The sequence below is a fragment of the Alcanivorax sp. genome, from assembly GCF_051117345.1.
Taxonomy (GTDB): domain Bacteria; phylum Pseudomonadota; class Gammaproteobacteria; order Pseudomonadales; family Alcanivoracaceae; genus Alcanivorax.
In genome coordinates, this window is the sequence record NZ_JBNPEC010000051.1 from 1 (window position 1) to 16,881 (window position 16,881).

Genomic DNA, 16,881 nt, shown 5'->3' on the forward strand with positions numbered 1-16,881 from the left:
CATCATCATTTCCAGCCGTGCCGCCATCAAGGCGGTACCGCCCAGCATTCGCCAGGCGGCCATGGGGCTGGGGGCATCGAAGATGCAGGTGGTGTTGCACCATGTGCTGCCGCTGGCGCTGCCGGGCATGCTCACCGGCGCCATTATCGGCATGGCCCAAGCCCTGGGTGAAACCGCACCGCTGCTGATGATCGGCATGGTGGCCTTTATCGTCGATCTGCCCGCCGGTCCCCTGGATGCTGCCACCGTGCTGCCGGTACAGATCTACCTGTGGGCGGACAGCCCGGAGCAATCTTTTGAAGCGCTGGCGTCTGCCGCCATCATGGTGCTGCTGGCATTCCTGATCACCATGAACACCCTGGCGGTGGTACTGCGCAAGCGTCTTGAGCGGCGCTGGTAACGGACCGGTAACGAGGATTTGAGTGATGGAAACCGCACAGCAACTGGACAAACCGTCTCTGGGCAACAATGATGCGGCCAAAGACAAGGCCATTAATGAGCGTGACGCAATGACACAAGACACCCCCTATCCCGATCAGACCGTGGGCAAGCCCTTTGTGGATAACCCGAAAATGCGCCTGCGTGATGTGGAGGTGTTCTACGCCGATAATCAGGCGATTCATGGCGTCAGCCTGGATATCGGCAAGAACGAAGTGGTCTCGCTGATTGGCCCATCCGGTTGTGGCAAGTCCACCTTCTTGCGCTGCCTGAACCGCATGAACGACACCATTGATATCTGCCGGGTAAAAGGCGATCTGCATCTGGAAGGGCAGGATCTCTACGACCCGAAACTGGATGTGGTGGAGTTGCGTGCCCGGGTCGGCATGGTGTTCCAGAAGCCCAACCCGTTTCCCAAATCCATCTACGATAACGTGGCCTATGGCCCGCGTATCCACGGCCTGGCCAACAAGAAATACGACCTGGACGAGATCGTGGAAAACAGCCTGCGCAAGGCGGGTCTGTGGGATGAGGTGAAGGATCGCCTGCACGCCTCTGGTACTGGCCTGTCCGGTGGTCAGCAGCAACGTCTGTGTATTGCCCGCACCATTGCCGTTAGTCCGGAAGTGGTGCTGATGGATGAGCCCTGCTCGGCACTGGACCCCATCGCCACCGCCAAGATCGAGGAACTGATTAGCGAGCTGAGCGAGTCCTACACCATCGCCATCGTCACCCATTCCATGCAGCAGGCCGCGCGGGTATCCCATCGCACTGCCTATTTCCACCTGGGTCGTCTGGTGGAAATGAATGACACCGAGACCGTGTTCACCAAACCGGAACACGATCTGACGGAAGCCTATATCACCGGGCGCTTCGGCTAAGCGCCGCTCGGAGGAAAACAGATCATGGATCGCATGCATTTTGGTGAGCACAGCTCAACCCAGTTCAATGAGGCACTGGAATCCATCCGCAACAACCTGATGGAGATGGGTGGCCTGGTGGAAAAGCAGGTGGTGGATGCCTTGCAGGCACTGCTGCATGCGGATTCCGACCTGGCCCAGAAGGTGCTGGAGACGGAAGACAAGGTCGACAAGCTGGAAATGCTGATCGACGAGGAATGTACCAAGGTACTGGCCCTGCGCCAGCCCGCCGCCTCGGACCTGCGTCTGATCATTGCCGTGACCAAGGCCGTCTCCGACCTGGAGCGGATCGGCGATGAATCCGCCAAGATTGCCCGCATGGGCCAGCAACTGGCGGAAGAGGGCGAGTCCCCGCGTGGCTACGTGGAAGTGCGCCACATCGGCAACCATGTGCGCAACATGCTGCGCGACACCCTGGATGCCTTTGCTCGCTTCGATGCCAAGAAAGCTCTGGCGGTAGCCGCCGAAGACAACGAAGTGGATATGGAATACCGCAGCGCCATGCGCTCGCTGGTGACCTTCATGATGGAAGATCCCCGTTCCATCACCCGTATCCTCAACATCATCTGGTCCCTGCGCGCCCTGGAACGCATCGGTGACCACGCCCGCAACATCGGCGAGCAGGTCATCTACCTGGTGGAAGGCAAGGATGTACGCCATATCACCGTGGACGAGATCGAAGCCAAGCTGAAGAAATAAAGGCAGCTGCGAGCTACGAGCTTCCAGCTGCGAGCAAAATCGGCTACAACGCCGCTGTAGGAGCGCCTCTTGAGGCGCGAACCTCGCGCAGCGAGGAAGTCGCCCGCAGGGCGATCAGGAATGGCAACGCTCGGCAGGCCTATCCTGAAGGCTATGGCTAGCGCATTCCTCGCTTCGCGCCTCAAGCGGCGCTCCTACAGGACCCTTGCAGGCCGCACCCGTTCCGGGCGCGGCCTTTGCCTTTCCGCCATCGTCACAAAACCTTCCCGCATTGAAACTTGTATCTTGCAATGTGTCTCTTTAATATCCGTATTTCCGAATATACGAATACAGGGCGGCCCATGCTCACTCCCTCACAGCTCTGCAAATGTCTCGGCGATGACCTTCGCCTGAGCCTGATCTGCCTGCTGCATGGCCAGGGCGAGGTGTGTGTGTGCGACCTGGTGGAAGCCATCAGTGCCCCACAGTCCACAGTCTCCCGGCATCTGGCCCAGTTACGCCAGTGCGAGTTGGTGGTGGCGCGGCGGCAGGGCACCTGGATGCATTACCGCATCAACCCGGAACTGCCCGCCTGGGCCATGGTGACCCTTGATTCCCTGGTGGAACCGGCCCGAGAGCATCTGGCCATCCGTTTTCCTGAGACTTTTTGCTGCCCGTAAGTGCTGTCCGTAAGCGTCATTGCCCAAATCGCTGAGAGAGATAACGACCATGAATACGCCCCTGAATGTCCTGTTTCTGTGCACCGGCAATTCCTGCCGTTCCATCATCGGTGAAGCCCTGGCCGACCACCTGGGCAACGGCAAGCTGCGGGGCCTGAGTGCCGGCAGCCAGCCCACCGGCAAGGTCAACGACAATGCTTTGGCAGTACTGTCGCGCCATGGCGTGACAGTGAACAACCCCAGCTCCAAATCCATGGATGATCTGGAAGGTGAGCAGATTGATCTGGTGATTACCGTCTGCGACGCCGCTGCTGGCGAATCCTGCCCGGTGTGGCTGGGTGATACGCCCAAGGTGCATTGGGGCCTGCACGACCCGGCCCATGTCACGGGTACGGACGAGGAAATCCGCGCAGCCTTTGAGACCACGTATAACGAGTTGCACGACCGCATCGAGAAGCTGGTGGAACTGGATCTGGACGAGATGAACCCGCTGGGCCTGATTGCGTCAGCCCAGAAAATTCATCGGGAACTGGGTGGCCACTGATGCCGTTTTTTGAACGTTACCTGAGTGTCTGGGTCGGCCTGGCGATTATTGCCGGGGTGGCCCTGGGGCTGGCCGTGCCGCCCGTGTTTCAGGCGGTGGCAGCGTTTGAGTACGCCCACGTAAATCTGGCGGTGGCGGTGTTCATCTGGGTGATGGTCTACCCGATGATGATCCAGATTGATTTCACGGCGATCAAGAAAGTGGGGCAGAACCCACGGGGTTTGTTGCTCACTCTGGTGATCAACTGGTTGATCAAGCCGTTCACCATGGCGGCATTGGGTTGGCTGTTCTTCAAGGTGCTGTTCGCCGGCTGGGTGGACCCTCAGACCGCCACCGAGTATATCGCTGGCATGATTCTTCTGGGCGTGGCGCCCTGTACCGCCATGGTGTTTGTGTGGAGTCACCTGACCAAGGGGGATGCCAACTACACCCTGGTGCAGGTGTCGGTGAACGACATCATCATGGTGTTCGCCTTTGCCCCCATTGCGGCCCTGTTGCTGGGTGTCAGTGATATCACCGTACCCTGGGATACGCTGCTGCTGTCCGTGGTGCTCTATGTGGTGCTGCCGCTGATCGCCGGTTTCCTGACCCGCCAGATGCTGGTGGCAAAAGGTGGCGAGGCGAAAGTGGAGGGCTTCGTCCATGCCCTCAAACCGATCAGTGTGATGGGGCTGCTGGCCACCGTGGTGCTGCTGTTCGGCTTTCAGGCGGAAACCATTCTGGCCAAACCCATGGCTATCGTGTTGATCGCTATTCCGCTGTTGATCCAGACCTACGGCATCTTCGTGATTGCCTACTGGGCGGCCCGGCGTCTGCGGTTGAAGCACAACGTGGCTGGTCCCGCCTGCCTGATCGGCACCAGCAACTTCTTCGAGCTGGCGGTGGCCGTGGCCATCAGCCTGTTCGGTCTGCACTCCGGCGCGGCGTTGGCCACGGTGGTGGGTGTGCTGGTGGAAGTGCCGGTGATGTTGACGCTGGTGGCGATCGTCAATCGTACTTCGCACTGGTTCGAAGAGAGCAGTGAATAGTTAATAGTGAATAGTTAACAGCGAAATCAAAACCGTTCGTGATGCAAGAATCACTACCCTCGTGTAGTTAGCGATGCTTGCATCGCGAAGACGGCCTTAATTATTGCGAAAGAAGTCATCGTGCCATGAAAGATCTACCCAACCTAGACAACGACTGCTTCCAGTTTCCCACGACCGATAGCGTATTCCGGGATCAGCCGTCTACCCATAAACCACGGATCTTGTTGTTGTATGGATCGCTGCGTCAGCGTTCCTTCAGCCGTCTTGTGGTGGCGGAAGCGGCCCGTCTGCTGGAAGCCATGGGCGCAGAGCCGCGGATTTTTCATGCCGATGGCCTGCCGTTGCCCGACAGCGAAGATGCCAGCCACCCCAAGGTGCAGGAACTGCGTGATCTGGTGACCTGGAGTGAGGGGATGGTGTGGTGCTCGCCAGAGCGCCACGGCGCCATGACCGGCATCATGAAAGCGCAGATCGACTGGATTCCATTGTCGCTGGGCGCAGTGCGCCCCACCCAGGGCAAGACCCTGGCGGTGATGCAGGTGTGTGGTGGCTCGCAATCGTTCAATGCGGTGAACCAGCTACGGGTGCTGGGTCGCTGGATGCGCATGCTCACTATCCCCAACCAGTCATCAGTGCCGAAGGCCTTTCTGGAATTTGACGAGAACGACCGCATGAAGCCGTCCGGTTTCTATGACCGTATCGTGGATGTGATGGAGGAGCTGGTGAAGTTCACCCTGCTCACCCGTGATCGTAGCGACTACCTTACCGACCGCTATTCCGAGCGTAAGGAAAGTGCTGAAGAACTGATGAAGCGGGTTAATCAGCGCAGCATGTAGGGGGGCTGGGCCCGGCACGTTCGCCTTGTGAGCAAAGTTCTATCGGGGTGGTGGTTTCCCCAATTCGGTTGCGAAGCTCCCGTTGGAGCTTTGCTCGCAAAGCGAAAGATCAGCCGTTGGCACGGCACCGGAAAAAGCCCTTCGCCTTGCAAGCAAGGCTCCAACGCTTGAATCAGTGCTCGGTCAGACCGCGCGGATCACAAAGCCCTGGCGCGGCAAGTGCACATGCACCCGACCCACGGCATCCTCGTCCCGTGCCACGATCCAGCGCTCATCGGTGCTGGCCACCAGGGTGCCTTCCACCGGAATACGGCCGTAGTCGCTCGGGACCACGCTCACGGTCTTGCCGATCAGAGCCTGGTCCTGAGTGGAATCGGGCAGTGGGCGGGGGGTGGCGGCACGGGCCTGCTCCAGGGCCTGGTCGGCGCTGATCTGGGTGCTGTTGCCCTGCCCAAAGGCCTGCAGGCGGTCCATCCAGGCATTTACCTTGGGAAACCGTTTGAAGCGGGGTTGTTCCGCCAGGTCGCGCTGGAACCACAGGCTGTGGTAGGCGGAAAAATCACCGGCGTTTGGCGTGTCGCCAAACAGGAACGGCTGTGATTGCAGCTTTCCCTCCAGGTCGGTCAGATGGGCTTCCACCATGCGTTTCATCTGTTTCGGGCTGTTGGTTTTCACCTTGGCCTTGCTGCCCATGGCGATGCGGTCCCATAACAGGCGGCCCAGATCCAGCAGTGACGATTCCTTGAGTACCTTGCGCAGCAAGGTCATGTTACCCGCAGAAATGATGCAGGCGAGAAAGATATCCAGGTCCACCCTGGCGACAAAATCCTGCACCTGGGAATCACAGTTGGCCGCCACCAGTTCAGGCTTGTCGGCCAGACGAGCAATTTCCTGGCTGATGATGCGGGTGTCGCAGAACACATCCGCGCCGCTCTGCGCCACCGGGATTTTCCGATAACCGCCTGCCAGGGGCGCGAGTTGCGGCCGAGGCGGCATTTCTCGCACGGTGACCGATTGCCAGTCCAGGCCGGCATAGCCGAGCATGGCCCGGACCTTTTCGGAAAAGGGGGACAGGGCGTAGTGGTGCAGAATCAGTTCTGGCATGGAGTCTCCGTCGTCAAAGAAGTATCGACTGCACTAGTAACATGAAGGCATTGTGCGCAGCGTGAAGATTTAGTGATGGTGGCTGGCGCCAAACCAGGTTGTCAGGCCCATCTCCATGGATTGCTCGGTGCTGCCGAACCAGGTTTGGCCATCCTGAATCATGCATTGCAGTTGCATGGTGCGCTGCATCAGTGGCGCCAGGGTCGCTTCGCTGTCCGGGTCTACATGAACGACGTGCAGGTTGCTGAAGCGGGTCACCTTGTTCTTCATGCTCTCCCACCATACCTGTGGTGCCCGGGCGCCGTAGGTGTAGAGCGTCACGTGGCGCGCCAGGCCACAGGCCTTGCGCAGACGCTTTTCGTCCGGCATGCCCAGTTCGATCCAGTGTTCCAGCGTGTCGTCCGGGTTGCGTTGCCACAGATCCGGCTCGTCAGTGCTGGACAGGCCACGGGTAAAGGTCAGGTCTTCGTGGGCATTCAGGGCAAAGGCCAGCAGCCGCAACATCATCCGCGATTCGGTTTCCGACGGATGCAACGCCACGGTCAGGTTATGGGTGGCGTAGTAGTCCCGGTCCATGTCGGACACGGTCAGTTCGGCCTTGTAGATGGTGGCGGTGAGGGCCATGGGTCAGGACTCGCAAACAGGCAGCACGCAACACGCATGCACGCAAAAAGAAGCCAGATTGTATCAGGCTTTATGCGTGTCGCGTGGCGCCTGTTTGGTCAGGCTGGCATCAACGCCCAGACCCCGAAACCCACAAACAGTACCGCACTGATGCGATGGGCCCAGGTTTCCAGACGTTGGCCTCCGAACTGGTGGGCCAGCCAGATCACCGGCAGGTTGGCGACGATCATGCCCAGGGTGGAGCCGCCCAGTACCGGCCAGAACTGGTCCTTGAACTGAACCGCCAGGGCAATGGTGGCGAATTGGGTCTTGTCACCGATTTCGGCAATGAAGAACAGTACCAGGGCGGTCAAAAAGGGGCCGAAGCGGGGATCACCATCCACTTTCTCCTCGCCGTCAGGGATCAGCATCCACAGGCCCAGGCCGATAAAGCTGATGCCCAGAATCCAGCGCAGCCAGTCTCCGGGAATGGCGCCTGCCAACCAGTCACCAAACCATACCGACGCGCCATGGTTGAGCAGGGTGGCCACCACCACGCCGGCCAGAATCGGCCAGGGCTTGCGGAATTTGAGGATCAGGGCCAGGGACAGTAGTTGGGTCTTGTCGCCGATCTCGCCGAGGGCAACCAGCAGGAAAGAGCTGAGCAGGGCTTCCATGAATGTTTCCAGAGGGGCGGGATTGCGACACAGAGACACCACCGGTCAATCCCGCCCCAGCGGAATACCAGCGATGTCTCAGGTCTCGTCAATCCTAGGAGTATTCAGAGGCTCCCTAGATGCGGACGCGGCCACCATGCGCATGCGGCGCAACTATGTTGATGACCGCCAAGGGGTGAAAACCGAGCGACTACTCCCCCAAGACGGGGCAAACCTTAGCGGCATTATTGCGTTCGGGCAAGTACAATGGGGCGATGCCATACTTCCTGTAGGGACGGCGTGATAACCACAGTTTCGAGGTGCGAGTTACGAGAAGCGAAAACCCGATCCTACGGAGCTGGTGGGGATTTGCCCTGCCGTAAAGACAACCAGAGAGACACCCAATGAGCGACGAGCGTTTTCTCGATATCGAAACCAAGCTGGCCTACCAGGAAGACCTGGTCCAGCACCTGAACAAGGTGGTCAGTGATCAGCAGGCAAAAATTGACGAGCTGGACAAGGTGTGCCGGAAACTGGTGGACCGGGTGTTGGATTTGTCCGAGGAAATGGCGGCGTCACGTATTGAAGATGCACCGCCGCCGCATTATTGAAAGATAGCTTCAAGCCGCAAGCTACAAGCTGCAACGCGGGCAAGTCTATTGCGGGCCAGAACTGATGAGGCCGCGCCCAAAAGTTGGGCGCGGCCTCTTTGATTGCAGATCAAAAATGATCTTTCTCGCGTTGTAGCTTGCTTCTCTTCAGGCAGGAACCGGCTCACCCTGAGCGGTTTCGCCGTTGCGCTCGGACACCTGGCCATTAAGAGTGAACAGGTCGTAGAGCACGCCGAGGCCCAGCAGGCCCAGTGTCAGCAGGTAAAGAATACCGGTGCCGATCTTGCCCATGTAGAAGCGGTGGGCGCCGAAGATACCCAGAAACAGCATCAGCACCCAGGCCACGCTGTAATCAGTCTCGCCGGTTTTGAACTGGTTATTGGCATCCCGGTTCATGCCCGGAATCAGGAAGGCATCCACGATCCAGCCGATGAAGAAGACCCCGGCGGTAAGCATCCACAGCAGGCCGGTGAGTTGGCGGCCATAGTAGAAACGGTGATAACCGAAGATACCGCCGAAAAACCACAGCAGATAGCCGATGGGTGTCAGGTGCGTTTCTTTCTGTTGTTGCATGGGTTTTCCCCTCCATTGGTAAAGTAAAAAGGCGTCCCTGCTATCGCGGGGTTGGGCGCGGGCAGAGCCTGTCAGTCCGTAACGGCCTCCACCGCGCAACTATTAACTATTCACTGTTAATTATTAACTATCTTTACTCTGTGTCCTCGATACTCAATCCCCGCGTGGCGATATCCAGGCTGGACGCATCGGTTTCGTTGCCCAGCTTGATCATCAGGCGTAGATCGTTGGGCGAATCGGCGTGGAGCATGGCGTCTTCGTAGGTGATCTCGCCGACGGAGTAGAGGTCGTAGAGGGCCTGGTCGAAGGTCTGCATGCCCTGTTCGCGGGACTTGCTCATCAACTGCTTGAGCATGTGCACTTCGCCCTTGCGGATGTGGTCCTGTACCAGCGGCGTGCCCAGCAGTACCTCGATGGCGGCGCGGCGACCCTTGCCGTCCGGGGTGGGGATCAGTTGCTGGGCGACGATGCCTTTCAGGTTCAGGGACAGGTCCATCCACAGTTGGCCGTGACGATCCGCCGGGAAGAAGTGGATGATCCGGTCCAGCGCCTGGTTGGCGTTGTTGGCGTGCAGGGTGGCCAGACACAGGTGGCCGGTTTCGGCGAAGGCGATGGCCTTGTCCATGGTGTCCGGGGTGCGGATCTCGCCGATCAGAATCACGTCCGGCGCCTGACGCAGGGTGTTCTTCAGGGCCACATCGAAGGATTCGGTATCAATGCCCACCTCGCGCTGGGTGACGATGCAACCCTGGTGCTGGTGGATGAATTCGATGGGGTCTTCGATGGTGATGATGTGGCCCTTCGAGTTCTTGTTGCGGTGGCCGATCATGGAGGCCAGCGAAGTGGACTTACCGGTACCGGTGGCACCCACGAAGATCACCAGCCCCCGCTTGGTCATGGCCAGTTCCTTGATCACCGGCGGCAGACGCAGGTCGTCCACGTTGGGGATCTTGGTCTCGATGCGGCGCAGCACCATGGCCACCAGGTTGCGCTGGTAGAAGGCGGACACCCGGAAGCGGCCGATGCCCCGGGCGGAGATGGCAAAGTTGCACTCGTGGTGCGCCACGAACTCCTTGCGCTGTTGTTCGGTCATTACGCCGAACACGATATCCCGGGTCATGTCCGGGGTCAGCGCGCTCTTGGTCACCGGCAGGATCTTGCCGTTCACCTTCATGCTGGGCGGTACACCGGCGGTAATGAACAGGTCGGAGCCGCCTTTCTGCACCATCAGTTTGAGGAGCTCTTCGAATTCCATTTGTTTCTCTCCTCGTTAGATTGAGTCCGGGCTCTTGGCTTTTTCGCGGGCCACTTCACGGGCCACTAGCCCTTTCTGCACCAGCCCCTGCAGGCACTGATCCAGAGTCTGCATGCCCAGCGCGCCGCCGGTCTGGATGGCCGAGTACATCTGCGCCACCTTGTCTTCGCGGATCAGGTTCCGGATCGCCGCCGTGCCCATCATGATTTCGTGGGCGGCCACCCGACCCCCGCCGTTCTTCTTCATCAGGGTCTGGGAAACCACCGCCTGCAAGGACTCTGACAGCATGGAACGGATCATGGATTTTTCTTCGGCGGGGAATACATCCACCACCCGGTCAATGGTCTTGGCAGCGGACGTGGTGTGCAGGGTGCCGAACACCAGGTGGCCGGTTTCCGCGGCGGTCAGCGCCAGGCGAATGGTTTCCAGATCCCGCAGCTCACCCACCAGAATGATGTCCGGATCCTCCCGCAGGGCCGAGCGCAAGGCTTCGGAAAAGCCCAGGGTATCGCGGTGCACTTCCCGCTGGTTGACCAGGCATTTTTTCGATTCGTGTACGAATTCGATGGGATCCTCAATGGTGAGGATGTGCTCGTAGCGGGAGTTGTTGATGTAGTCGACCATGGCCGCCAGGGTGGTGGACTTACCGGAACCGGTCGGGCCGGTCACCAGCACAATGCCCCGGGGCATGTCGGAAATCTTCTGGAATACCTTGCCCATGCCCAGGTCTTCCATGGTCAGCACTTTCGAGGGAATGGTCCGGAATACCGCGCCGGCCCCCCGGTTGTGGTTGAAGGCGTTGACCCGGAAACGGGCCACGCCGGGCACCTCGAAGGAAAAGTCGGTTTCGAAGAATTCCTCGAAATCCTTGCGCTGCTTGTCGTTCATGATGTCGTAGATCAGCGCGTGGACTTCCTTGTGCTCCATGGCCGGCAGATTGATGCGGCGCACGTCGCCGTCTACGCGGATCATGGGTGGCAGACCGGCGGACAGGTGAAGGTCGGAAGCGCCGTTTTTGGCGCTGAAAGCGAGCAGCTCGGTAATATCCATGGATTTCTACTTGCGTTGTCTGGTATTGGAAAGGATGCCCATAAGCACCCTTTTGTTATTATGTCGGCAGCCGGAGCCCGGCTCCTCAGAAATTCGTCGCATGCCTAAAGTAACCCGACCTCTTGAGCCGTTCAATAATGACAGACTCCAAAAGCCCACTGGTAGAGATCAATGCGCAAATTCGTGCATTTTGTGAGCAATCCGGCCGTGATTCCGACAGTGTGCAGCTTCTGGCGGTCAGTAAGACCCGCGCACCGGACGAGTTGGCCCGCCTGGCTGACCAGGGGCAGCGGCATTTCGGCGAGAACTATCTGCAGGAAGCCCTGGACAAGATAGCGGCACTGCCGGGCCGCGACCTGGTGTGGCACTTCATCGGGCCGATCCAGTCCAACAAGACCCGCGATATCGCCGCTCACTTTGACTGGGTGCACTCGGTGGACCGGCTGAAAGTGGCCCGCCGACTCAGTGAGCAGCGCCCGGCGTATCTGCCGCCGCTGAATGTCTGTATTCAGGTGAACGTGGACGACGAAGGCAGCAAGAGCGGTATTGCGCTGGAGGCTGTGCCCGCCCTGGCCGCGGAGGTCGTCATCCTGCCCAACCTGCGCCTGCGTGGCCTGATGGCCATTCCCCGGGCGGACAGTGAGGACAGCAGCCGGGGCGCTTTCCGACAGCTCGCCATGACACTGTCACAATTGCGCAATACAATGCCGTCCCTCGATACGCTCTCCATGGGCATGAGCGCGGATTACGGCGTGGCCATCGAAGAAGGCGCCACCCTGGTTCGTGTGGGCACCGCCCTGTTTGGTCCGCGCACCACCTGACCACAGCAGACCAGCGTCGTCAGCGCCTCGGGCATCGTACGCGTTACAACACAAGACAAGGATTGCGCAGTTATGGCACAGCAAAGCATCGGATTTATCGGCGCCGGCAATATGGCTACGAGTCTGGCCGGCGGCATGGTGGCGAAAGGAATTCGCCCCGCCCGCATCTGGATGAGCGACCCCTCCCGGGATCGCCTGGAAGAGGTGTCCCAGTTGCACCGCGTGCACGTGAGCACCGAGAACCGCGACGTGGCGGGCCGAGTGGATGTGCTGGTGCTGGCGGTGAAACCGCAAATGATGCAAGCCGTGTGTGAAGATCTGCGCGACCTGATTGCCGATCGCCAGCCGTTGGTGATCTCCATCGCCGCCGGCGTCACCGTGGCCAACCTGCGTAGCTGGCTGGGGGAGACTCCGATTGTGCGTTGCATGCCCAATACGCCGTCGTTGGTCCAGGCTGGCGCCACGGGCCTGTATGCCGCCGAGGGCGTCAGCGACGAGCAGAAAGCCATGGCCAAGGAGATTCTCGGCTCCGTGGGGCTTACTTTCTGGTTTGCCGAGGAAAAAGAACTGGATGCGGTCACTGCGGTGTCCGGCTCCGGTCCGGCCTATTTCTTCCTGCTGATGGAATCCCTGATCGAAGCCGCCAAGGCGCAGGGGCTGGACCCGGCCACTGCTCGTCAGATGGTGCTGCAGACCGCCTGGGGCGCTGCACAACTGGCCATCACCAGCGAAGCGGGCCCGGACGTGCTGCGCCAGCAGGTCACCAGCCCCGGCGGCACCACCGCTGCAGCGCTCAACGTCTTCGAGGAAGCAGGCTTCCGTGAACAGGTCCAGGCCGCCGTTGCTGCGGCGCGGGAGCGGTCGGAAGAGCTGGCGGGGTAAGAGCAGCTGCAAGCTACAAGGCGCGTGAAAGGTAGTCAGGTTCTTGGCATGCTGTGCCCGCGTCAGATCGTTTGAGCGCGGGCACGGCCTTGTTGAAAAGAGGGCGGTATCTCGTGTTGCAGCTTGAAGCTTGTAGCTTGCCCATCGCAGCTTGATTTTCCCGCCCCAAGCCCCAAACTCTTCCCCTGTTGCGAACCACGGAGTAATCCATGAACCCCCAGGGCGCCCTGTTTTTCCTGCTGGACTTTGTTTTCAGCGCCTACATCTTCATCGTACTGACCCGCTTTGTGCTGCAGCTGGCCCGGGCGGATTTCTATAATCCCATCTCCCAGTTCGTGCTCAAGGCCACCAACCCGTTGCTCAAGCCCCTGCGTCGGGTGATCCCCGGCTACGGCGGCCTGGATATTGCCGCGCTGGTGTTGGTGCTGGTGCTGATCATTCTCAAAACAGTGATTCTGCTGAGCATCCAGGTGGGTGGTTTCCCCAGCGGCATTGGTGCCGCGCTGGTGCTCCATGCTTTGCGTGAACTGGCCAGCCTGATTCTCAATTATGTGTTCTGGACGGTGCTGATCCGCGTGCTGCTCAGTTGGGTGGCCCCGGACCCCTACAGCCCGGTGGTGCGGGTGATCGTGCAAATCACCGAGCCAATCATGGCGCCGGTGCGCAAACTGCTGCCGCCCATGGGTGGCTTCGATTTGAGTCCGCTGTTTGTGCTGCTGGGCATCCAGTTGTTACAGATACTGTTCCAACTGCACTGAGCCGCGGGATTCACGAAGGCGCCTTACGGCGCCTTTTTCATGTCTGCATAAGAAATGTTGTGCAAGGTTTTTACTTGCATCCCACAAGCGTATAAATAACGTTTGCGAAAACATTGCCTGGAAAAGGAACGATGATCATGGAAGAGGGGGCGGACCTGCGTCTGGTGGGCCTGAAGGAACTGCATCGGTTGTCATTGCTGGATGGTGCGGATAGCCGCGAGTTGTATCGACAGTACCTGGAAGTGGGTTGCCGCCTGCTGGGGCTGTCTGTCGGCATCATCAGCCGCGTGCAGGGTCAGGACTATCAGGTGCTGGCGGTGCGGTCGGGCAATGACGCCATCCGTGCCGGGGATCATTTCGCCCTGGGCGATACTTATTGTGCTGAAGTGCTGGCCAAACAGGGTTCAGTGGCCCTCCATGATGTGGGGGCTCTGGAATCCATGCGCTCCCACCCGGCCTACACCGATTTGCAGCTGCTGGCCTATATCGCCACGCCCATCCGGGTGCAGGGCGATATCGTTGGTACCCTGAATTTCAGCGATACCCGGCCCCGCTCGGAGCCCTTCAGCATGGAGGAAATGGAATTGCTGGAGCTGATGGCCCTGTCTCTGGGTCATGGCCTGGAACGCTCCTGGCTGGAAACCCAGCGGGTACGGGCGGTGACGGACATGGAAACCAATGTGGCCCTGTTCGAAGGCGCGTTCCGTCACGCCGCCATCGGTATGGCCATCGTCGCGCCCAATGGCCGCTGGCTGCGAGTTAATGAGGCAGTCAGCGAGATTGTCGGTTACAGCGACAGCGAGCTGCGCGAGATTGATTTCCAGACCATTACCCATCCGGATGACCTGGAAAAGGATCTGGAGCATGTGGAGAGCCTGCTGCGTGGCGATGCCACCACCTACCGGATGAAAAAACGCTATACCCACAAGGATGGCCGCGAAGTGTGGGTATTGCTGGCGGTCTCCCTGGTACGCAACAGTGATGGCACCCCGCGCTATTTCCTCTCCCAGCTCGAAGACATCACCGCCCAGGTAAATGGCGAAATTGCCCTGCGCGAGCAGCGCGACGAACTGGAACAGCTCAACCGCGAACTGGCCGGTCTGGCCCGCCAGGATGCGCTCACCGGCCTGAGTAACCGCCCGGTGATCCTGGAGCAGCTGCGCCAGAACCTGAAGCTGGGCCTGCGAACCCGTGAGCCACTTTCGCTGGTGCTGGTGGAAGTGGGCAATCTGGATCAGCTGAACCAGGCGCATGGCCATGCTGCCGGCGATGATGTCTTGGTGGCGGTAGCTGAGGCGCTGGGCAAGCTGGGTGGAAATCATGTCTGTCTGGGGCGCTTCACCGGTAAACAGTTCCTGATGCTACTGCCGGAAGCTGGCCTCAATCAGGCCGAAGATGTGGCGGAGGATTGTCGCCAGACGGTGCTGTCTTTGTCCGAGGTGCCGGTGCCCCTGACGGTAAGTCTTGGTGTCGCCACTCTGATGCCCTGTGATGCGGAGCAGAAAGAGTACGGCTCCACTGACACGGCCCTGCAGGCGGTGGAAGCTGCCCTGGCCGCCGCCCGGCAGGCAGGAAAGAACTGTTGCCGGACGGTGACGCTGTAGGGCTGAAGATCCGTTACGAGTTACGAGAAGCGAGTTTCGGAAAACGAAAAGCAAAGCGGTTTGCCTTTCGTGCCTCGTAACTCGCAATACCCCCTGCGCTCTGGCATCAGCTTGATGCCAGAGCCGCCCCTTTCCTGATAACGCCGTTTTGTTCCGCCCTGTTGTTTGCCGGGAAACGCCCTGTATCGTCTTGTAAGTTCCAAAAAGGAACTCATAATGACGGGCATTCCCCATGGCAAACAGGACATCCCATGAATATAGCGACACTGACCGGCCTGGAAATCATGCAGGCCTTCGCCGCCGGCAAACTGCCGCGCCCGCCCATCTCTGAGACCATGCCCATGGATCCGGATCTGGTGGAAGAGGGGCGGGTGGTCTTCCTGGCCACTGCAGATGAACGCCACACCAATCCCCTGGGTGGTGTGCACGGTGGTTTTGCCGCCACGGTGCTGGACTCGGTCACCGGCTGTGCCACCCACACGGTGCTGGCAGCCGGCGAGAGCTATGGCACCACCGATCTGAACATCAAGATGTGCCGGCCACTGCCGTTCAACCAGACCCTGCGCGCGGAAGGCCGGGTGATCAACGCGGGTCGCAACCTGGTGATCACTGAAGGCCGCATCGAAGACGAAGATGGCCGACTCTATGCCCACGCTACTGCCACCTGCATGGTGATCCGGCCAAACTGATCTCTCCTCTCGCGCTGATCAGTGTCCCCGGGTTGTCTCTGCGCCTCGGCGGTGTAGCCTGAAGGTAGGGTCCGGCGACCCTGCCGGGCCTGTACCGGAAGGAGGTGCCATGGAGACACAGTGGTTTGATCAGGGCTGGGGCCATCTGGAGGACGATGGTCGTCTGCCCCGGGAAATGGAGCTGCGCAGTCGTCTGGTGATGAACCTGCAACAGGGCATCACCGACAAGGGCTGGAACCGGGATCATGCCTGCCGCTGGCTGGATTTGTCCGCCGCCCGGGTGGACGCGCTGCTGGCCGGCAAGATCGGTGCCTTCAGCCTGCGCGAGCTGGTGACCCTGATGGAGCAGGCCGATATCCACTGGCGGGTGTCAACGCAGGATCGCGCCCTGCTGGAAGACCTGATTGCGGAGCAGCAGGCTGGCACTGGCGCCTGAATGTTCTGGTCGAAGGAGCCTGCGACAGGTGTGAGTAATAAGGTCGAGCCTGGATGACAGGCCCCCGGCACGTCCGGGCCTGTCACCACAGGCAGGGCGTCTTGCCCTGTTTTTCCTGAGAGGCCATCCAGTCGAGAATGCGCCCGCCCAGCGGGCGCTGGGTGGCTTCGGCGGCCAGCGCCACCGCCTCGCGCAGGCCGTCAATATTGATGCCGGTATCCAGGCCACAGCTTTCCAGCAGGTAGACCAGGTCTTCCGTGGCCATATTGCCGGTGGCCCCCGGCGCGAAGGGGCAGCCGCCCAGGCCGCCCACGGATGCATCGAATTTTCTTACCCCCAGATCCGCCGCTTCCCATGCCATGGCGGCGGCCAGTCCGCGGGTGTCGTGCAGGTGCACATAGAAGCGGTCTGCGCCGAAGTCGCGAATCAGCGGCGCCATGATGGCTTTCATCTGCTGCGGGTTACCGGCGCCGATGGTGTCGGCAATGGCCACCTCGTCACTGCCAGCGGCGAACATGCGCTCGGCCAGCTGCCGGGGCAGGCTCACCGGCACCGGGCCGTCGTAGGGGCAGGCGAAGGCGCCGGAGATATAGGTGCGGGTGGCAATGCCGTCTTCCCTGGCTGCCGCAATAATGGCCTCGCAGCTTTGCGCTGCCTGCTCCAGGCTCATGCGCAGGTTGCGTTCGTTGAAGGATTCCGTGGTGGCCAGCACCAG

General features: G+C 60.1%; 21 protein-coding genes. 14 read left to right on the top strand and 7 right to left on the bottom strand.

The window, feature by feature from the left end; all coding sequences use genetic code 11:
* The 7 genes from ACFE0K_RS03320 to arsH form a co-directional block, all read left to right on the top strand.
* Nucleotides 1–400: ABC transporter permease subunit (locus ACFE0K_RS03320; RefSeq protein ID WP_434534712.1), on the top strand; the 400-nt coding region annotated here is incomplete at its 5' end.
* 25 nt (nucleotides 401–425) lie between these two features.
* Nucleotides 426–1,319, top strand: a complete 894-nt coding sequence (gene pstB, locus ACFE0K_RS03325) for a phosphate ABC transporter ATP-binding protein PstB (protein ID WP_290511428.1) — start codon at nucleotides 426–428, stop codon at nucleotides 1,317–1,319.
* A 24-nt stretch (nucleotides 1,320–1,343) separates the two neighbouring features.
* Nucleotides 1,344–2,057, top strand: a complete 714-nt coding sequence (gene phoU, locus ACFE0K_RS03330) for a phosphate signaling complex protein PhoU (protein WP_434534713.1) — start codon at nucleotides 1,344–1,346, stop codon at nucleotides 2,055–2,057.
* Between the two features lie 341 nt (nucleotides 2,058–2,398).
* The gene (locus ACFE0K_RS03335) at nucleotides 2,399–2,716 is read left to right on the top strand and encodes a metalloregulator ArsR/SmtB family transcription factor (RefSeq protein WP_434534714.1); all 318 of its coding nucleotides are present in this window, start codon (nucleotides 2,399–2,401) and stop codon (nucleotides 2,714–2,716) included.
* 49 nt (nucleotides 2,717–2,765) lie between these two features.
* Nucleotides 2,766–3,260: an arsenate reductase ArsC gene (locus ACFE0K_RS03340; RefSeq protein ID WP_434534715.1), complete on the top strand. Its 495-nt coding sequence runs from the start codon at nucleotides 2,766–2,768 to the stop codon at nucleotides 3,258–3,260.
* The gene (gene arsB / locus ACFE0K_RS03345) at nucleotides 3,260–4,288 is read left to right on the top strand and encodes an ACR3 family arsenite efflux transporter (protein WP_434534716.1); all 1,029 of its coding nucleotides are present in this window, start codon (nucleotides 3,260–3,262) and stop codon (nucleotides 4,286–4,288) included. The genes ACFE0K_RS03340 and arsB overlap by 1 nt, the downstream gene beginning before the upstream one ends.
* 125 nt (nucleotides 4,289–4,413) lie before the next feature.
* Nucleotides 4,414–5,124: an arsenical resistance protein ArsH gene (arsH, locus tag ACFE0K_RS03350; protein WP_434534717.1), complete on the top strand. Its 711-nt coding sequence runs from the start codon at nucleotides 4,414–4,416 to the stop codon at nucleotides 5,122–5,124.
* Nucleotides 5,125–5,307: 183 nt separating this feature from the next.
* Here the strand turns inward: arsH and ACFE0K_RS03355 are convergent, their stop codons facing one another.
* The 3 genes from ACFE0K_RS03355 to ACFE0K_RS03365 all read right to left on the bottom strand — a co-directional run bounded on the left by ACFE0K_RS03355 (nucleotide 5,308) and on the right by ACFE0K_RS03365 (nucleotide 7,508).
* The gene (locus ACFE0K_RS03355) at nucleotides 5,308–6,228 is read right to left on the bottom strand and encodes a glutathione S-transferase family protein (RefSeq protein ID WP_434534718.1); all 921 of its coding nucleotides are present in this window, start codon (nucleotides 6,226–6,228) and stop codon (nucleotides 5,308–5,310) included.
* Between the two features lie 69 nt (nucleotides 6,229–6,297).
* Nucleotides 6,298–6,852, bottom strand: a complete 555-nt coding sequence (locus tag ACFE0K_RS03360; RefSeq protein ID WP_434534719.1) for a YaeQ family protein — start codon at nucleotides 6,850–6,852, stop codon at nucleotides 6,298–6,300.
* A 98-nt stretch (nucleotides 6,853–6,950) separates the two neighbouring features.
* Nucleotides 6,951–7,508 carry a TMEM165/GDT1 family protein gene (locus tag ACFE0K_RS03365; RefSeq protein ID WP_434534720.1) on the bottom strand — a complete coding sequence of 186 codons (558 nt, stop codon included), beginning with the start codon at nucleotides 7,506–7,508 and terminating at the stop codon, nucleotides 6,951–6,953.
* 383 nt (nucleotides 7,509–7,891) lie between these two features.
* On the opposite strand from ACFE0K_RS03365, the gene ACFE0K_RS03370 reads away from it, so the two are divergent.
* Nucleotides 7,892–8,098: a SlyX family protein gene (locus tag ACFE0K_RS03370; RefSeq protein ID WP_434534721.1), complete on the top strand. Its 207-nt coding sequence runs from the start codon at nucleotides 7,892–7,894 to the stop codon at nucleotides 8,096–8,098.
* A 147-nt stretch (nucleotides 8,099–8,245) separates the two neighbouring features.
* Here the strand turns inward: ACFE0K_RS03370 and ACFE0K_RS03375 are convergent, their stop codons facing one another.
* The 3 genes from ACFE0K_RS03375 to ACFE0K_RS03385 form a co-directional block, all read right to left on the bottom strand.
* Nucleotides 8,246–8,671: a TM2 domain-containing protein gene (locus tag ACFE0K_RS03375; protein WP_434534722.1), complete on the bottom strand. Its 426-nt coding sequence runs from the start codon at nucleotides 8,669–8,671 to the stop codon at nucleotides 8,246–8,248.
* Between the two features lie 133 nt (nucleotides 8,672–8,804).
* Entirely contained in the window at nucleotides 8,805–9,926 is a 1,122-nt protein-coding gene (locus tag ACFE0K_RS03380) for a PilT/PilU family type 4a pilus ATPase (RefSeq protein WP_297767888.1), read from the bottom strand.
* A 15-nt stretch (nucleotides 9,927–9,941) separates the two neighbouring features.
* Nucleotides 9,942–10,976: a type IV pilus twitching motility protein PilT gene (locus tag ACFE0K_RS03385; RefSeq protein ID WP_434534723.1), complete on the bottom strand. Its 1,035-nt coding sequence runs from the start codon at nucleotides 10,974–10,976 to the stop codon at nucleotides 9,942–9,944.
* A 137-nt stretch (nucleotides 10,977–11,113) separates the two neighbouring features.
* Here ACFE0K_RS03385 and ACFE0K_RS03390 point away from each other — a divergent pair, with 137 nt between their 5' ends.
* From ACFE0K_RS03390 to ACFE0K_RS03415, 6 genes are all read left to right on the top strand, one after another.
* Nucleotides 11,114–11,797 (top strand): YggS family pyridoxal phosphate-dependent enzyme, encoded by a 684-nt coding sequence (locus ACFE0K_RS03390; protein ID WP_434534724.1) that lies wholly within the window; start codon nucleotides 11,114–11,116, stop codon nucleotides 11,795–11,797.
* Between the two features lie 72 nt (nucleotides 11,798–11,869).
* Nucleotides 11,870–12,679, top strand: a complete 810-nt coding sequence (gene proC, locus ACFE0K_RS03395) for a pyrroline-5-carboxylate reductase (protein ID WP_434534725.1) — start codon at nucleotides 11,870–11,872, stop codon at nucleotides 12,677–12,679.
* 209 nt (nucleotides 12,680–12,888) lie between these two features.
* Entirely contained in the window at nucleotides 12,889–13,437 is a 549-nt protein-coding gene (locus ACFE0K_RS03400) for a YggT family protein (RefSeq protein WP_434534726.1), read from the top strand.
* A 137-nt stretch (nucleotides 13,438–13,574) separates the two neighbouring features.
* Nucleotides 13,575–15,041, top strand: a complete 1,467-nt coding sequence (locus ACFE0K_RS03405; RefSeq protein WP_434534727.1) for a PAS domain S-box protein — start codon at nucleotides 13,575–13,577, stop codon at nucleotides 15,039–15,041.
* Between the two features lie 251 nt (nucleotides 15,042–15,292).
* A complete protein-coding gene (locus ACFE0K_RS03410; protein WP_434534728.1) occupies nucleotides 15,293–15,730 on the top strand; it encodes a PaaI family thioesterase in 438 nt (145 codons plus the stop codon).
* A 109-nt stretch (nucleotides 15,731–15,839) separates the two neighbouring features.
* Entirely contained in the window at nucleotides 15,840–16,166 is a 327-nt protein-coding gene (locus ACFE0K_RS03415) for an XRE family transcriptional regulator (RefSeq protein ID WP_434534729.1), read from the top strand.
* Between the two features lie 82 nt (nucleotides 16,167–16,248).
* On the opposite strand, the gene ACFE0K_RS03420 is transcribed toward ACFE0K_RS03415, so the two are convergent.
* Nucleotides 16,249–16,881: hydroxymethylglutaryl-CoA lyase (locus ACFE0K_RS03420; RefSeq protein WP_434534730.1), on the bottom strand; the 633-nt coding region annotated here is incomplete at its 5' end.

What these genes read in the sequence shown, in the direction of transcription:
- proC (WP_434534725.1), top strand. Translation starts at nt 11,870, where the DNA reads ATGGCACAGCAAAGCATCGGATTTATCGGCGCCGGCAATATGGCTACG.
- ACFE0K_RS03385 (WP_434534723.1), bottom strand. Translation starts at nt 10,976, where the DNA reads ATGGATATTACCGAGCTGCTCGCTTTCAGCGCCAAAAACGGCGCTTCC.
- ACFE0K_RS03335 (WP_434534714.1), top strand. Translation starts at nt 2,399, where the DNA reads ATGCTCACTCCCTCACAGCTCTGCAAATGTCTCGGCGATGACCTTCGC.
- ACFE0K_RS03415 (WP_434534729.1), top strand. Translation starts at nt 15,840, where the DNA reads ATGGAGACACAGTGGTTTGATCAGGGCTGGGGCCATCTGGAGGACGAT.
- ACFE0K_RS03380 (WP_297767888.1), bottom strand. Translation starts at nt 9,926, where the DNA reads ATGGAATTCGAAGAGCTCCTCAAACTGATGGTGCAGAAAGGCGGCTCC.
- ACFE0K_RS03390 (WP_434534724.1), top strand. Translation starts at nt 11,114, where the DNA reads ATGACAGACTCCAAAAGCCCACTGGTAGAGATCAATGCGCAAATTCGT.
- ACFE0K_RS03355 (WP_434534718.1), bottom strand. Translation starts at nt 6,228, where the DNA reads ATGCCAGAACTGATTCTGCACCACTACGCCCTGTCCCCCTTTTCCGAA.
- phoU (WP_434534713.1), top strand. Translation starts at nt 1,344, where the DNA reads ATGGATCGCATGCATTTTGGTGAGCACAGCTCAACCCAGTTCAATGAG.
- arsH (WP_434534717.1), top strand. Translation starts at nt 4,414, where the DNA reads ATGAAAGATCTACCCAACCTAGACAACGACTGCTTCCAGTTTCCCACG.
- ACFE0K_RS03405 (WP_434534727.1), top strand. Translation starts at nt 13,575, where the DNA reads ATGGAAGAGGGGGCGGACCTGCGTCTGGTGGGCCTGAAGGAACTGCAT.
- ACFE0K_RS03360 (WP_434534719.1), bottom strand. Translation starts at nt 6,852, where the DNA reads ATGGCCCTCACCGCCACCATCTACAAGGCCGAACTGACCGTGTCCGAC.
- pstB (WP_290511428.1), top strand. Translation starts at nt 426, where the DNA reads ATGGAAACCGCACAGCAACTGGACAAACCGTCTCTGGGCAACAATGAT.
- ACFE0K_RS03365 (WP_434534720.1), bottom strand. Translation starts at nt 7,508, where the DNA reads ATGGAAGCCCTGCTCAGCTCTTTCCTGCTGGTTGCCCTCGGCGAGATC.
- ACFE0K_RS03375 (WP_434534722.1), bottom strand. Translation starts at nt 8,671, where the DNA reads ATGCAACAACAGAAAGAAACGCACCTGACACCCATCGGCTATCTGCTG.
- ACFE0K_RS03410 (WP_434534728.1), top strand. Translation starts at nt 15,293, where the DNA reads ATGAATATAGCGACACTGACCGGCCTGGAAATCATGCAGGCCTTCGCC.
- ACFE0K_RS03370 (WP_434534721.1), top strand. Translation starts at nt 7,892, where the DNA reads ATGAGCGACGAGCGTTTTCTCGATATCGAAACCAAGCTGGCCTACCAG.
- ACFE0K_RS03400 (WP_434534726.1), top strand. Translation starts at nt 12,889, where the DNA reads ATGAACCCCCAGGGCGCCCTGTTTTTCCTGCTGGACTTTGTTTTCAGC.
- arsB (WP_434534716.1), top strand. Translation starts at nt 3,260, where the DNA reads ATGCCGTTTTTTGAACGTTACCTGAGTGTCTGGGTCGGCCTGGCGATT.
- ACFE0K_RS03340 (WP_434534715.1), top strand. Translation starts at nt 2,766, where the DNA reads ATGAATACGCCCCTGAATGTCCTGTTTCTGTGCACCGGCAATTCCTGC.